This is a genomic window from Novosphingobium sp. ST904 (assembly GCF_001298105.1).
GTDB lineage: Bacteria > Pseudomonadota > Alphaproteobacteria > Sphingomonadales > Sphingomonadaceae > Novosphingobium.
In genome coordinates this window covers 132,034-145,998 of sequence record NZ_LGJH01000165.1, presented here as the reverse complement: position 1 = coordinate 145,998, position 13,965 = coordinate 132,034, and the positions used below count along the sequence as shown (strand labels likewise).

Sequence of the window (13,965 nt, the reverse complement as noted above, 5' to 3'; positions counted from 1 at the left end):
CCGGGATGGACGATCTGTTTTCCGCCGCTGCCCTGACCGGCCGGACCCTTGCACGCGGGGACATCCGCAACCTGTGCGGCACGCCGCGCACGCTGGCCGAATGCGATCTGGAGGAAGCCGACCTGTCCGGCCTCGACCTTTCGGGCTGGCAATTCGAACGCTGCAACTTCCGCAAGGCCGATTTCGGGGGCGCGATGCTGGAAGATACGGCCTGGAAATCCTGCCGGGGCGCCTTTGTAAACTTCATCGCCGCCGACCTCACCGGCGCGGCCTTCACCGCTAGCGATTTCAACAACGGCGCTTTCAGGAAAGCCACCCTGCATTCGGCCGCCTTCACCGGATGCAAGCTGACCGGCGCCGACTTTTCCGATACGAAAGGCGTGGAGATCCGGTTCGAGGAAACCTTGCTGATCGATGCCAAGCTGCCCGGCCACTCTTTCCGCAGGACCGTTCTGAAGCGCGTGGATTTCTCGACGGCGGACTTGCGGAAGTGCGATTTCCGGCAGGCGACCTTCGAAGCATGCAGCTTGCGCGAAGCCGGCCTCGACGGCGCCCGGTTCGACGCGCCGACTTGCGCGGCGCCGACCTCGGCGGCCTGCGCCTCGTGGACGCCGCCCCCTTTCGCGGCGCGACGATTTCGGCCGATCAGGCAGGCCTGCTTCTGCGCGAACTGGGCCTCAAGGTCAGCTAGAGCGCGTGAATCCGGCGCGGTCAGGCCGTCGTCAACGAGCCGATGCGTCAGCTCGAAGGGCCGCGACCACGTTTGAGCCGATAGGCGATTGTCCCGCTCCGGCTTTCACCCGGTGATGGAAAACACCGCGACCATATCGCTGGACCAGGTTCGACATGCGCACTAACTAAATGCTCATGTGCTCGGCGTCCTCGAACCAGTCCAACATTTCCGGCTCCTGTCTTTGCGGAACAGTTCGCTTCGACATCAACGGCAGCTTCGACAGCTTCTTCCTGTGCCATTGCTCGCGGTGCCGGAAGGGAAGCGGCACGGCCCATGGCGCCAATCTCTTCGCGACTGACGCATCGCTCCATTGGGTGGCCGGAGAGGCTGAAGTGAAAATTTTTCGGCTGCCCGGCACCCGGCACCAACGCAGCTTCTGCGTTGAGTGCGGGTCAGCGCTCCCCGATGTCCAGATGGATGGCGCACTGCTCAAGGTTCCCGCCGGCTGCCTCGATGGTCCCATCGAAATTCGACCGACAGCACACATCTGTTGCGCCAGCCGTGCAGACTGGGATGTCGATCTGGAAAAGGTTGTCACGATGGATGGATTGCCCGGCTGAACGCCCCGGATACGTGGATATCGATCCCTCGCGGAATTCGTCCAGGTGTCCCCCACGTCAAGCGACCGACAGGGACGCGCGGCGGTTGTTAAAGCGCCCTCGGCCCTGCGTCCGCTATCAGGCGCATCGGAAAAAGGCGGGTTTCAATCGGCAGGCCGTCTCGGTCGGACTTTCACACGCGCCGCGCAAGTCGCAACCGCCGCTGCGTTACCTCACCGGCAACTTCGCCTCAGCCCCTTGCCTAACGCCGCGAAATTACGGACATCTGCCAGCCTGCGCAGCGCGGATCGGGAGGCGATGACATGAGTTGGGTGCGTCGGGGCCTGCTGGAGCTTTGGGCGATGGTCATCCTCGCCGGGATCGTGGGCTTTCTCGGCCCATTCGGCACATATCTCGATGCCGAGTTTCCGGCGCGGGCCTGGAACTGGTTCACGCACCTCATGGGCGCCTATGTGCTGGTGCGCCCCACGATCTGGCTGCTGATCGCCATCGCCAATGCCACCTCGCTGCCGCGAAATGCGCTGCTGTTCTGGGGCGTTCTGCTGTCCAGTTTCCCGCTCACGCTCGTCTGGGTCTGGGGCGGGGGCGTGTTCTTCCATGCACTGGGCGGCTTTACGGGAATTCTCCCTCTCGCACTGCTCAGTGCGGTCGCGATCCTCGTCGTGGTCTGGTGGGCCAAGCGGATCGACGCCCAGTTGAGCGACGGACACCAACCTCACCGCGACCGGATCGCAAGCTTCGCGGACGATACCCCCGTTCGCGCCGCGGCGCCTGAACGCGACGAAGCCCTGGGCGAACCGCTGGACGACAGCGGCATGCCCCGGCTGCAACGCCGGCTCAGCAAGGCTTTCGCGGGACCGATCCTGGCGCTTCAAAGCGAGGACCACTACGTTCGCGTCCACGGGGCCGGGTCGAGCGAACTGCTCCTGATGCGCCTTCGCGATGCCATCGCGGAAATGGACGAATGCCCCGGCCAGCAGGTCCATCGAAGCTGGTGGGTTGCCCGCGAGGGCATCGCCTCGGTGGAATCGGACGGACGAAACCGCGTAATCCGGCTGACCAACGGCGAATTCGCCCCGGTTGCGCGGGATTCCATTTCCAGTCTCGAAAGGCAGGGCTTCCTGAAAACGTCCAGCAACTGAGAAGCTCCGGGCGGGCAGAGCGAAGGAGCCCTGCCCGCCCGGATACCGGATCAGGCGTTCAGCGTCGCGTTGTCGATCACGAAGCGGTACTTCACGTCGCTTCGCTGCATGCGATCGAAGGCTTCGTTGATATCGTGGATGTCGATCAGTTCGATATCGGCAACGATGCCCTTCTCGGCGCAGAAATCGAGCATCTCCTGCGTCTCGGCGATGCCGCCGATCAGCGAGCCGGCGATGGTCCGGCGGCGGAAGATCAGGGCGCCCACGTTCGGTGACGGGTGGGGATGCTCGGGTACGCCCACCAGCGTCATCGTACCGTCGCGCTTGAGCAGCGCGGTGAAGGCATCGAGATCGTGGCTGGCGGCAACGGTGTTGAGGATGAAGTCGAAGCTGTTCGCATGGGCGTTCATCTCGTCGGGATTACGCGAGACCACCACCTCGTCCGCGCCGAGCGCCAGCGCGGCTTCGCGCTTGCTGTCCGAAGTGGTGAAAGCCACGACATGCGCGCCAAGTGCATGGGCAAGCTTGACGCCCATATGTCCCAGACCGCCGATGCCGACCACGCCCACTTTCTGGCCCGGGCCGACCTTCCAGTGGCGCAGCGGCGACCATGTGGTGATCCCCGCGCAGAGCAGCGGCGCCACGGCGGCGAGCTGTTCCGCCGGGTGGCTGACCTTGAGGACGAACTTGTCGTTGACGACGATGGCCTGCGAATAGCCGCCCTGGGTATGGCCGGGGGCATCGGCGGTTGCACCGTTGTACGTGCCGATGAAGCCTTCGTCGCAATATTGCTCAAGGCCTTCGTCGCAGGCGCTGCAATGCTGGCAGCTATCGACCATGCAGCCCACGCCAACGGTATCGCCCACCTTGAAGGCGGTCACTTCGCTGCCTACCGCACTGACGCGGCCGACGATTTCGTGCCCCGGCACGCAAGGGTAGAGCGTGCCCGCCCACTCGCCGCGCGCCTGATGAAGATCGGAATGGCAGACGCCGCAATAGGCGATATCGATTGCGACATCGTGTGCCCCCGGCTCACGGCGTTCGATATCGAGCGCCACGAGCGGAGTGTGTTCGGTGACGGCACCAAATGCCTTCGTCATCGGAATTTGTCCTTGAAACTGAGAGAGTATGCGCGGCAGACCGTCGCCGCGCCCTTCAGGTAGGCGTCCGCCCCCGCCGGATCAGCCCGCAGGCAATCGAACAAAGCGATGAACGAAACTCATCGTGACCGTCCCTTGCAGCCAGTCGGAGCGCCGCGCCCTCACCCGCGAAAGAACCGATGAAACGGGCCAGCCGGTCTTTTTACCGATCGTCCATTTCTTTCGGCCACGATCCGCAGATGGTTCGATCGCCCGCTCCCTATTCGATCCGTGCGCTACGCCGCCGACGGTCGCGTTCCGTATGGCAGACGGTGGGCGGATACTTCCTCGTCGCGATCTGCATCGGCGGCACAGCCGGTCTGGCGCTTAATGCCTTTGATCGATGGCGTACCGAAAGCGCTGCCCGCCAGGCCCTGCTGGACACGCTGCCAGAGGGCTATGTTTTCCGGACTTGCGGCGAAGTTGAAGCGAGGGGGATGGCACCGCTTTATCGGGGTGAGCGCGGCTTCGGGCAGCACCTGGACAGCGACCATGACGGGACCGGCTGCGAACCCTACCCCTGATCCCGCCCGGTCTAGAACCCGAGCGGCCTCATTTCGCGGATGAGGTCCACCAGCAGGCGCAGGCCGGAGGGCACCTGCCTGCGGCTCGAATAGTAGACATTGAAAGCCTCCCCCATGGAGCCCCATTCGTCCAGCGCGATCGCCAGCCTGCCTTCCGCGATGGCACCCGCAATAGAAGGTTCGGCGGCTTAGATGAGCGCGGCGCCGCTGAGCGCCATGTGCAGGCCGATGCGGGAATTGCCGATGGTGAGCGGACCGGGAACGGCGAGCGCCACCGCCTCGTCGCCCTTTTCGAACTCCCAGTGATAGATGCGGTCGTTGCCGAGCCTGATCTTCATGCAGCGGTGATTCATGAGATCCTGCGGGACCTGCGGCGTTCCAAAACGCTCGAAATAGGCGGGCGAACCAGCGACGACCCAGCGCATCGGCGGCGAGATGCGCTGCACGATCATGTCTTCCGGCACCGTGCCGCCATAGCGAATGCCGGCGTCGTACCCCTGATCGATCACATCGATCATGCGGTTGTCGATCGAGAGGTCGATCTCGATATCGGGATAGAGTTCGACGAAGCGGGGCAGCACCGGGGCGAGGATCAGTTCGGCCGCATCCTCCGGCACGTTAAGCCGGATGCGTCCGGCCGGCGCATCGCGAAAACGGTTGAGCACTTCCGCAGCGTGATCGATCGCGTCGAAATGCTCGGCGATCGCGTCGCGGAACGCCTCTCCCGCCGCTGTCAGCGTAACACTGCGGTTGGTGCGGTTGAGCAGGCGCACGCCGTGGCGCTCTTCCAGCCCCTTCAGCGCATGGCTCAGGGCCGAGGCGCTGATGCCGAGTTCAAGGCTGGCCCGCCGGAAACTGCGATTGCGCGCGATGGCGAGGAAATAGGCGAAATCGGCAAGGTCCGATCGACTGAACTTCATGGAAACCTGGTTCGCCCTTCGCTGGGATGCATGGAGAGCTACTCTAGCACGGCCCCGACGCGCAGGCGCAAGATGGCCCTGCATGAAGGATGCCGCGGCCTGTTTGTGGCCGATCAGATTTTCGGGAATAAAGGGTATCTGGTGAAATGGTGGAGCCTAGCGGGATCGAACCGCTGACCTCCTGCATGCCATGCAGGCGCTCTCCCAGCTGAGCTAAGGCCCCAATCATTTCAGCGGATCAACCTGGGAGGTTCGATCCGGTTTCCCTGCCGTAACCGGCTTTGAAGGCCGTGTTCCGCTTGGGAGGCAGCCCTTTAGATCGGCTTTTCCGGCATGACAAGAGGGACAATCGCCCTGCGAAAAACTTTTTCGATCTTTTTCCACAGCCCGTTTCCGCCCTCTGGCGAGACCGCTGCAGACCGCCTGCCTTGACGATAAAGTCGACGCGCGGTTCCTTCAGGAATCCCCGTCAGGACGGATGTCCGGGTTGGGCAATCCCAACCCGGTCCGCGCGACATGTCCGGCACATCGGTGGCGTGACGAGGACAATCGCTGCGGAACGATGACCCGGGGGGACAGGTCATCCGAACCTCCTGGCTTCCTCAGGCAGCCGGCCGGCTCTACTTGAGGCCGCCGCCGATGGCGCGATAGATCTCGACCATGTTGCTGGCGCGGGTCAGCCGCGTCGTCACCAGGGTCTGTTCGGCGCTGTAGAGCGTGCGCTGCGAATCCAGCGTGGTCAGGAAATCGTCCACGCCCGCGCGGAACCGCGCGTCCGAGAGGCGATAGCTGACCCGCGCGGAATCGCGCAGCGAGGTCTGGGCTTCGAGCTGGTTGGTCATCGTCGCGCGCCGGGCAAGCGCATCGGCGACTTCCTTGAAGCCGGTCTGCACGCTCTTCTCGTAAGTCGCCACCATGGCATCATACGTCGCGCGGGCATAGCGCAGGTTGCCCTGGTTCCTGCCGAAGTCGAAGATCGGCAGGCTCGCCGAAGGTGCCACCGACCAGTAGTCGCTGCCCGACTTGAACAGGTTCGACAGGCCGAGGCTCATCGTGCCGAATGCGGCGGTCAGCGAGATCTTCGGGAAGAACGCCGCGCGGGCGGCGCCGATATTGGCGTTCGCACCGATAAGCTGATGCTCCGCCGCGGCAATGTCGGGACGGCGCAGCAGCAGGCTGGAGGGCAGGTCCGCCGGCAGGTTGGCCAGCGTGACGTCGCTTTCCGGCAGCGCGGTCGGCAAATCTTCTGCCGAAAGGCTGGTTCCCGCCAGCAGTTCCAGAGCGTTCCTGTCCTGCGCCACCAGCGTCGTGGCCTGGGCGATATCGGAACGGGCCTGATCGTAGCTGGTCTGCGCCTGTCGCACTTCCAGTTCCGAGGCGATCCCCTTGGCGAAGCGCGCCTTGGTCAGGTCGAACGTCTGGCCGAACGCCTTTTCGAGATTGCGGGCGATCTGGAGCTTTTCCTGATCGGCCGCCATCGTCAGCCACGCCGTTGCCGTTTCGGCGATGAGCGCGGTCTGCGCGGCGTTACGGTTCTCGACCGAGGCAAAGTAGCTTTCCTGCGCCGCCTTGGTGAGATTGCGCACGCGGCCGAACAGGTCGATTTCCCAGGCCGAAACCCCGACCGAGGCGGTGTAGATATCGGTCCGCCCGGATACGCCGCCGGCACCGCCCGCAGCCTGCTGGGCAAAGGGCTGGTCCTGGTAGGTCGCGCTGCCGCTCCCCGCGAGCGTGGGCAGAATATCTGCACGCTGCACGCGGTACTGGGCACGGGCCTGTTCGACGTTGGCAACGGCAATCCGCAGATCGCGGTTGTTGTCCAGCGAGGTCTGGATGACCCGCGCCAGGCGCGGATCGGTGAAGAAGTCCTTCCAGGCGGTATCGGCCGATACCGCCTGCGCCCCCTGCCCGTCCGGCGCGGCCAACCCTTGCGGGCTGGTCGCCGGAACCGGCAGGTCGGGACGGACATACTTGGGGGCCATGTTGCAGGCCGCCAGCGCCAGCGCCAGCGACGTGGCCGTAAGCGCTTTCACGTTTCGCATTTTCATGCCTCCTGAGGCGCGGCCGAAGCCTCGCCGTCGACAGGTGCCCCGTCCTTTCCGTGATGTTCACGGAACACGCGCTTCACGACGGTGAAGAAGACGGGAACGAAGAAGATGGCCAGGATGGTGGCCGAGAGCATGCCGCCCACGACAGCCCAGCCGATCGCGTTCTGGCCGCCCGCGCCCGCCCCGGTCGAAACCGCCAGCGGCAACACGCCGAAGATGAACGCGAAGCTGGTCATCAGGATCGGACGCAGGCGCAGTTTGCCCGCTTCCAGGGCCGCGGCCACGGGTGAGAGGCCGTCCCGCATCTTCTCCTCGGCGAATTCGACGATGAGGATCGCGTTCTTGGCCGAGACGCCGATGGTCGTGATGAGACCTACCTGAAGGTAGATGTCGTTGTTGAGCCCCACGAGCGTCGCCGCGATCACCGCGCCGAGCACGCCCAGCGGCACGACGAGCATGACCGCGATCGGCACCGACCAGCTTTCGTAAAGCGCGGCAAGGCAGAGGAACACGATCAGCATGGACAGTGCGTAAAGCGCCGGAGCCTGACCGCCCGAGGTGTTTTCCTCGTAGGAGATACCGCTCCATTCGAGGCCGACACCGGCCGGCAGCTTGGTGGCAAGCTGTTCCACGACCTTCATCGCATCGCCGGTGGAGACGCCGGGAGCCGGAGCACCCATGATCTGCATCGAGGACACGCCGTTGAAGCGTTCCAGCTTGGCCGGACCGTAGATCCACTCGGTGGTCGCGAAGGAGGAGATCGGTGCCATCACGCCCGAACTGCCACGCACATGGAACGCACCGATCGATTCGGGCGTCGTGCGGAACGGCTGGTCGGCCTGCACGAACACCTTCTTCACACGGTCGCGGTCAATGAAGTCATTGACGTAGCTGCTGCCCATGGCGGTGCTGATGGTCGAGTTGATGTCCGCCTGCGCGATGCCAAGGGCACCGGCAGCCGCCTGATCGACGTCCAGCTTGATCTGCGGCGTATCTTCCAGTCCGTTGGGACGGACTTGCGCCAGGCGCTTGTCACCCGCGGCCATGCCGAGGAACTGATTGCGCGCCTCCAGCAACTTCTGGTGGCCGAGGCCCCCGCGATCGACGAGCTGGAACTCGAACCCGGTCGCATTGCCCAGTTCCTGGACGGCGGGCGGCGCGAAGGCGATCACCATGCCAGACGTGATCTTCTGGAACGCCATGTTGGCACGCTGGGCCACCGCCATCACGGTGTTCTCCGCGCCCTTGCGCTCCGACCAGTCCTTCATGCGCACGAAGGCGAGGCCCACGTTCTGGCCCTGCCCCACGAAACCGAAGCCGGAAATCGTGAAGACGTCGGCCACGTTGGCCTTTTCGTCCTTGAGGTAGTGATCGCGGACACGCGCCAGCGTGCGCTCGGTCTCCTCCATCGTCGTACCGGCGGGCAGCGACACCTGGTTCATCAGGATGCCCTGGTCCTCGTCCGGCAGGAAGCCGCCGGGAAGACGCAGGAAGATAAGGCCCATGCCCACCACGATGGCGGCGTAGACCAGCATGGTCCGGCCCCAGCGGTGTTCGACCTTGTCCACCGCCTTGCCGTAGCGCTCGACGCCGCGATCGAAGGTCCGGTTGAACCAGTCGAAGAAGCGGTTGAACATGCCCGCGATACCGGTCCGCTTGCCTTCGCCGTGGCCGTGGCCGTGTGAGCTGGGCTTGAGGATCGTGGCGCAGAGCGCCGGCGTAAGGACGAGCGCCACGATCACCGAGAGCACCATCGATGAGACGATGGTGATCGAGAACTGGCGGAAGATGACGCCGGTGGAACCGCCGAAGAACGCCATCGGCAGGAACACCGCCGAAAGCACGAGGCCGATGCCGACCAGCGCGCCGCTGATCTCGTCCATCGAGCGGCGGGCCGCTTCCTTGGGGCTCAGCCCCTCGTCCTGGATGAGACGTTCGACGTTCTCGACCACGACGATGGCGTCATCGACCAGCAGGCCGATCGCCAGCACCATGCCGAACAGGGTTAGCGTGTTGATGGTGAAGCCGGCCAGTTGCAGGATCGCGAGCGAGCCCAGCAACACGACGGGAACGGCGATGGTCGGGATCAGCGTCGCGCGCCAGTTCTGGAGGAACAGGAACATGACGATGAAGACGAGCACCACGGCTTCCACGAGCGTGTGGATCACCTGCTCCACCGAGAGCTTCACGAAGGTCGAATTGTCGACCGGGAACTTGTACTTCACCCAGCTCGGGAAGTTCTTGGAGAGCTGGTCGATCTGGGTTTTCACGGCTTCGACGGTGTCGAGCGCATTCGCGCCCGGTGCCAGCTTGATGCCGAAACCGGCAGCCGGATAGCCGTTGAGCTTGGCGCCGAAGCTGTAGTTTTCCGCGCCCATCTCGACGCGCGCGACGTCGGACAGGTGGACGACGGAACCGTCGTGTTGTTGCGGAGCATGATCTGGCGGAACTGCTCGGCCGTGCGCAGGCGGGACTGCGCGGTGATCGTGGCGTTGAGCGCCTGCCCCTTGGGCGAAGGCGTACCGCCGATCTGGCCCGCCGAAACCTGCGCGTTCTGCGCCTGGATCGCCGAGGTCACGTCCGAAGTCGTGACGCCGAGGTTGGCCATCTTGTACGGGTCAAGCCAGACGCGCATGGAATATTGCGCACCCAGAAGCTGCGTGTCGCCCACGCCGTTGACGCGGCTGATCGGGTCCTGCAGCGAACTCGCAACGAAATCGCCCGCGTCCTCCTGGTCGTGAATGCCGTCATCAGCATAGACGGCCATGACCATCAGGAAGGTCGCGGTGGACTTGGTCACGCGAAGGCCCTGCAACTGCACTTCCTGCGGCAGCAGCGGCGTGGCCTGCGTGAGCTTGTTCTGGACCTGGACCTGCGCGATGTCGGGATCGGTGCCCTGCTCGAAGGTCAGGGTCACGGTAAGGTTGCCGGCGCCATCGCTCGATGACGAGAAATAGCGAAGGTGGTCGATGCCCTTAAGCTGTTGCTCGATGACCTGGGTCGTCGTGCTTTCCAGCGTCTCGGCATTCGCACCGGGATAGCTGGTGGAGATCTGGACGGCGGGGGCCGCGATCTCGGGGAACTGGGCCACGGCGAGCGAACGGATCGCCAGGACGCCCGCAAGCATCATGACGATGGCGATGACCCATGCGAAGATGGGTCTGTCGATGAAATACCGGGACATGGGTTACTTCGCCCCGCCCGCGGTCGTGATCTGCTGCGGCATGCCCGCCTTGACGACCGTGCCCGGCCGCAGGTTTACGAGACCCTCGACGATCAGCCTGTCGCCTACGTTGAGGCCCTTGGTGACGATCCACTTGTCGCCGACGGCGCGATCGGTTTCGATCTGGCGCTGCTCGACCTTGTTGTCCTTGCCCACGACCATCGCGGTAGCCCGGCCGCGCGGATCGCGCGTGACGCCCTGCTGGGGTGCGAGGATGACATTGCTGCGCAGGCCCTCGACCAGCTTGGCGCGGACATACATGCCCGGCAGCAGCAGGCCGTTGGGGTTCGGGAAGGTCGCGCGCAGGATCACGGAGCCGGAGCTCTGGTCCACGGTGACGTCGGCAAACTGGAGGCGGCCTTCGATCGGGTAGACCGAACCGTTCGGCAGGATGAGCTGGACGCGGGCGCCGTCGGCTTCGCTGACACCCCCGGCGGCCATCGCCTGCTTGAGGTCGATGATCTGGGCGGCCGACTGGGTCACGTCGACATAGACGCTGTCGGTACGCTGGATCGTCGCCAGAGCGTCCGCCTGCGCGGCCGAAACGAGCGCGCCCGGCGTGAACAGCGAACGGCCGATACGGCCCGAGATCGGCGCGCGGATGCGCGTGAAGTTCTGGTTCACCTGCGCGGCCTGGAGCGCACCTTGCTGCGCCGCAACATTGGCCCGCGCCTGCTGCGCGGCGGCGGCGGCATCATCGTATTGCTGCCGGCTGACCGCGTTGATCGCGATCAGGTCCTTGTAGCGCTGGGCCTGGAGCGCGGTGGAGCGGATCGTCGCATTGGCGGTGGCCAGCGAGCCCTGCGCCTGCGCCACGGCCGCACGGTAAGGCGCGTCCTCGATCTCGTAGAGAAGCTGGCCGGCCTGCACGTTGCTGCCCTCGGTGAACAGCCGGCGCCGGATTACACCGGTGATCTGGGGCCGGACATCCGCCGTTTCCAGCGCGGTAATACGGCCGGGGAGTTCATTCGTCAGCGCTGCTGATTCGGTCGTGAGCGTCACGACACCGACTTCGGGCGGAGGCGGCGCAGACGGCTGCTGCTCTCCACATGCACTCAGCGCAAGCGCCGAGGCGCACGCCAGAAACCCGATAATCATCGCCTTTTGCATTGGTTCATCCGTTGCGATCGTTGGGGGGCAATTTGAGAGTGAACGATCATTCACATTGCATCGCCACTAGAAATCGGCCATGGAGAATACAAGCGAAAAATACGTACGAGAACGAAAAATGGGTGCAGTGCAGCAAAAAGTACCCAGCAGGGATCGGATCCGAAACGCAGCGCGGGAACTGTTCGCAACGAACGGTTTCCACCAGACGTCGATGTCGGAACTGGCTGCTGCTGCGGAGATGTCGGTCGGGCTGATCTATCGCTCCTTCAAAAGCAAGGAAGAGATTATCGAGGCGATCGTAATTGCCGATTTCGATGAAAAGCTTACCGAACTTGATGATCTGCGTCGACGTCTTGATCAGGGCGAACTGACTGTCCTGGAAACCTTCCGGGAACTGTTCCTGCAAGTCATTGACGAAGGGCACGAGGCATTGTCCTTCGACATCCTTGCCGAAGGCTTCCGCAACGAACGAGTGGGACGCACGATCGGTTCCATGTGCGAGCAATTTCGGGATTATCTTCGCGAATTCGCGTGCGCCGCGAACCGGAATCTGACGGGCGAGGAACTGGAAGGCGCCGTCGAGATGATGCTGGGCTGCCTTTTCGGGCTCGGTCATCGCAGCATGTCGCTGCCGAGGTTGAGCGCCGAACGCACGGCAGAACACTCCGCGCGGATGATCGTCGCCGCGCTGCAATCAATATAGCGAACAGGCAATCTCGGAAACAGGCCGGCAGCCTGTTTTCAGACAGGCAAGGCCGCCCCGTGCGGCCCATGCCCAGGACCCGTTTCAGTGCGCCTTGCGGTGCTTCCCGCCGTAGCGCTTGCCGCAATATTCATCGAGGCTTGCCATTTCGCGCGCGGCGGCCACGGCAGCGGCCGAATTGCACGGCATCGCCTTTTCCGCGGCGGCACCTTCAACCGCAAGGATGCGCGCATCGACGCGATCGCGCAGTTCCTGGATGTCCGCCCGGCTGAGCACGTTCTTCTCGCGCAGGTAGCAGATCAGGCTCTGCAGGATGATGATGGCCTTGTCGCCCGAATCGACTTCGAAACCTTCTTCCACTCGTCAAACTCCTTCCCAACTCCAGGTTCGCCTGGATGTTATTGAGCGGCCTGTATTTTTCTCCTCCCGGCAGTCTCTGTAGACCCGCCTGCCGTCTGGAAGAGAACGACCGTCCAGTCAGGATAGTCCCGTGCCGCGCGTCCGTATACAAATCGATGCTATGGATATCGCCCTGCGGATAAATCGATTTGCTGGATTCGATTTGCGGGTTGCCTCGCTGCATCATCTGCGACGCTCCAAGGCAGGCTTGGCGCAAGCAAAGAATAGTTTTCGCAGGAAAGCCCGGTCGGCTGACCCCGGTCGCTTGACGCCTTAATGTCAATTAAATAGGTTGAGAATGAAGGCGAGGGGAACCTGGCTCGCTCTTCCGCAGTATTTTCCAGTCCGCGGCTTTTGACCGGGAAGCAGCTTGCTCCGCGTAACCAACAGCTAAAGCGCGCGATGCTCGGGGCGACAACGCCAGGCTTCGTGTTCCCCATAACTCAGGGGCGATACGAAGGATGAGTTTTCACGACACCGGTTTGCACCGATCCATCCGGAAATCCGGCCAAGAAAAGGTTTCGGCATGACTCTCGAAATCCGCAAGCACGGGCGCGTCGGTGCCGAAATCCTGGGCATCGACTTGTCCCGGCCCTTCGCAACCGGTGATCTTGCCGCCATTCGCGCCGCCTTCGCGGAGCATGGGGTGGTGTTCTTCCGCGATCAGTCCATCAGCGAGGAACAGCACATCGCCTTCGCCCGGAACTGGGGGGAGATCAACATCAACCGCTTCTTCGCCGCGCACCCGGGCTATCCCGAGATCGCGCTCGTCGTGAAGGAACCGGATCAGCAGCACAATATCGGCGGCGGCTGGCATACGGACCATTCCTACGATTTCGAGCCCGCGCTTGGATCGATCCTTGTCGCCCGCGAACTGCCCGCGCAAGGCGGCGCGACGGCCTTCGCCTCGATGTATGCCGCCTATGACGGCCTGCCCGAAGCCCTGCGCGCCCGGATCGAAGGCCGCAGCGCCGTCCATTCGGCGCGCCATGTCTTCGGCAGCAAGGCCGGGGTCTACGAAGCCGCGCAGGATACCCGACAGGACGGCCGCATCGGCAACTCCGGCGCGGCCGACGTGCTGGACGATCCGGTTCATCCGATGGTGATAACCCATCCGCTCAGCGGCAAGCGCGCGATCTACGTGAACCCCAGTTTCACGGTGCGCATCCAGGGCCTTTCCGAAGACGCTTCCCAGGAGTTGCTCCAGGAGATCTACGCACACTGCGTGAAGCCGGAATTCCAGGAGGATTTCCACTGGCGGGACGGCTCGATCGCCTTCTGGGACAACCGCGCGACCTGGCATTACGCCTACAACGATTATCACGGCCACCGCCGCGAAATGCATCGCATCACGATCGAGGGCGAAGTGCTGCGCTGAGGCGGCGTGGACCGATCGGCCCCGTGGGATTCCCTCGGACGGGGTCGCCAGCCCCGCACCGGAAAGCGGCAGGGGCATCGCCGTTT

10 protein-coding genes, 1 tRNA gene and 2 pseudogenes are annotated in these 13,965 nt (G+C 63.9%); 6 read left to right on the top strand and 7 right to left on the bottom strand.

The window, feature by feature from the left end; translation table 11 throughout:
* Nucleotides 1-5 precede the first annotated feature (5 nt).
* From ADT71_RS27110 to ADT71_RS27100, 3 genes and pseudogenes are all read left to right on the top strand, one after another.
* A pseudogene (locus ADT71_RS27110) lies at nucleotides 6-691 on the top strand (pentapeptide repeat-containing protein).
* 170 nt (nucleotides 692-861) lie between these two features.
* Nucleotides 862-1,293 (top strand): GFA family protein, encoded by a 432-nt coding sequence (locus ADT71_RS27105; protein WP_197283144.1) that lies wholly within the window; start codon nucleotides 862-864, stop codon nucleotides 1,291-1,293.
* Between the two features lie 302 nt (nucleotides 1,294-1,595).
* A complete protein-coding gene (locus ADT71_RS27100) occupies nucleotides 1,596-2,435 on the top strand; it encodes a LytTR family DNA-binding domain-containing protein (protein WP_054441868.1) in 840 nt (279 codons plus the stop codon).
* 50 nt (nucleotides 2,436-2,485) lie between these two features.
* On the opposite strand, the gene ADT71_RS27095 is transcribed toward ADT71_RS27100, so the two are convergent.
* Nucleotides 2,486-3,535, bottom strand: a complete 1,050-nt coding sequence (locus ADT71_RS27095) for an NAD(P)-dependent alcohol dehydrogenase (protein ID WP_054441867.1) — start codon at nucleotides 3,533-3,535, stop codon at nucleotides 2,486-2,488.
* Between the two features lie 179 nt (nucleotides 3,536-3,714).
* Here ADT71_RS27095 and ADT71_RS27090 point away from each other — a divergent pair, with 179 nt between their 5' ends.
* Entirely contained in the window at nucleotides 3,715-4,098 is a 384-nt protein-coding gene (locus tag ADT71_RS27090; protein ID WP_082370597.1) for an excalibur calcium-binding domain-containing protein, read from the top strand.
* 188 nt (nucleotides 4,099-4,286) lie between these two features.
* Here the strand turns inward: ADT71_RS27090 and ADT71_RS27085 are convergent, their stop codons facing one another.
* From ADT71_RS27085 to ADT71_RS27065, 5 genes and pseudogenes are all read right to left on the bottom strand, one after another.
* The gene (locus ADT71_RS27085; RefSeq protein ID WP_231636229.1) at nucleotides 4,287-5,018 is read right to left on the bottom strand and encodes a LysR substrate-binding domain-containing protein; all 732 of its coding nucleotides are present in this window, start codon (nucleotides 5,016-5,018) and stop codon (nucleotides 4,287-4,289) included.
* Nucleotides 5,019-5,165: 147 nt separating this feature from the next.
* Nucleotides 5,166-5,241, bottom strand: a tRNA-Ala gene (locus ADT71_RS27080).
* Between the two features lie 397 nt (nucleotides 5,242-5,638).
* Nucleotides 5,639-7,060 carry an efflux transporter outer membrane subunit gene (locus tag ADT71_RS27075; RefSeq protein ID WP_054441865.1) on the bottom strand — a complete coding sequence of 474 codons (1,422 nt, stop codon included), beginning with the start codon at nucleotides 7,058-7,060 and terminating at the stop codon, nucleotides 5,639-5,641.
* Between the two features lie 2 nt (nucleotides 7,061-7,062).
* Nucleotides 7,063-10,250 (bottom strand): annotated as a pseudogene (locus ADT71_RS27070) (efflux RND transporter permease subunit).
* A gap of 3 nt (nucleotides 10,251-10,253) precedes the next feature.
* On the bottom strand, nucleotides 10,254-11,399 hold the full coding sequence (locus tag ADT71_RS27065; RefSeq protein WP_054441864.1) for an efflux RND transporter periplasmic adaptor subunit: 1,146 nt from the start codon (nucleotides 11,397-11,399) through the stop codon (nucleotides 10,254-10,256).
* A 118-nt stretch (nucleotides 11,400-11,517) separates the two neighbouring features.
* On the opposite strand from ADT71_RS27065, the gene ADT71_RS27060 reads away from it, so the two are divergent.
* Nucleotides 11,518-12,102 (top strand): TetR/AcrR family transcriptional regulator, encoded by a 585-nt coding sequence (locus ADT71_RS27060; protein WP_054441863.1) that lies wholly within the window; start codon nucleotides 11,518-11,520, stop codon nucleotides 12,100-12,102.
* Nucleotides 12,103-12,186: 84 nt separating this feature from the next.
* On the opposite strand, the gene ADT71_RS27055 is transcribed toward ADT71_RS27060, so the two are convergent.
* Complete coding sequence (locus ADT71_RS27055; protein WP_054441862.1) at nucleotides 12,187-12,462, bottom strand: hypothetical protein; 276 nt, start codon at nucleotides 12,460-12,462, stop codon at nucleotides 12,187-12,189.
* A 565-nt stretch (nucleotides 12,463-13,027) separates the two neighbouring features.
* On the opposite strand from ADT71_RS27055, the gene ADT71_RS27050 reads away from it, so the two are divergent.
* Nucleotides 13,028-13,879: a TauD/TfdA family dioxygenase gene (locus ADT71_RS27050; RefSeq protein WP_054441861.1), complete on the top strand. Its 852-nt coding sequence runs from the start codon at nucleotides 13,028-13,030 to the stop codon at nucleotides 13,877-13,879.
* Nucleotides 13,880-13,965 lie beyond the last annotated feature (86 nt).

Coding starts and splice junctions, on each gene's coding strand:
- ADT71_RS27090 (WP_082370597.1), top strand. CDS start 3,715: ATGAAACGGGCCAGCCGGTCTTTTTACCGATCGTCCATTTCTTTCGGC.
- ADT71_RS27065 (WP_054441864.1), bottom strand. CDS start 11,399: ATGCAAAAGGCGATGATTATCGGGTTTCTGGCGTGCGCCTCGGCGCTT.
- ADT71_RS27085 (WP_231636229.1), bottom strand. CDS start 5,018: ATGAAGTTCAGTCGATCGGACCTTGCCGATTTCGCCTATTTCCTCGCC.
- ADT71_RS27075 (WP_054441865.1), bottom strand. CDS start 7,060: ATGCGAAACGTGAAAGCGCTTACGGCCACGTCGCTGGCGCTGGCGCTG.
- ADT71_RS27105 (WP_197283144.1), top strand. CDS start 862: ATGCTCATGTGCTCGGCGTCCTCGAACCAGTCCAACATTTCCGGCTCC.
- ADT71_RS27050 (WP_054441861.1), top strand. CDS start 13,028: ATGACTCTCGAAATCCGCAAGCACGGGCGCGTCGGTGCCGAAATCCTG.
- ADT71_RS27095 (WP_054441867.1), bottom strand. CDS start 3,535: ATGACGAAGGCATTTGGTGCCGTCACCGAACACACTCCGCTCGTGGCG.
- ADT71_RS27100 (WP_054441868.1), top strand. CDS start 1,596: ATGAGTTGGGTGCGTCGGGGCCTGCTGGAGCTTTGGGCGATGGTCATC.
- ADT71_RS27060 (WP_054441863.1), top strand. CDS start 11,518: ATGGGTGCAGTGCAGCAAAAAGTACCCAGCAGGGATCGGATCCGAAAC.